This window comes from Arthrobacter sp. Y3223164, assembly GCF_059091005.1.
The window spans coordinates 1-315 of sequence record NZ_JBNHGF010000956.1; the positions used below are offsets into that span (position 1 = coordinate 1).

The 315-nt window shown below is 73.7% G+C and carries 1 protein-coding gene; it reads right to left on the bottom strand.

Annotated features, from left to right (window positions below; translation table 11 throughout):
- The coding region (locus AC5RUJ_RS18905) for a 6-phosphogluconolactonase (protein WP_494156593.1) at positions 1–315 on the bottom strand (315 nt) is incomplete at both ends.

Here is a 315-nt window from a genome sequence, read left to right on the forward strand (position 1 = left end):
CGGGCACCGGCGGCGGGAACCTGCACCGGGTTGGCGCCGGCGAGGGCGAGTCCCACGGCGCCGGCCTTGTCCTGGCCGCCCACCACCAGCCAGACTTCGTCCGCGGAGTTGATCGTCGGGAGCGTCAGGGACACGCGCTCCGGAGGTGGTTTCGGCGCATCGGTCTCGCCGATCACGGACCGCTCTTCCTCGCGGATGCCGCCCATCTCGGGGAACAACGAGGCGATGTGCGCATCCGGCCCGACGCCCAGCAGCAGCACGTCGAACCTCGGCACCGGGCCGCTGGTGCCCTCCTCGGCCGCGGCCTGGCGCAGC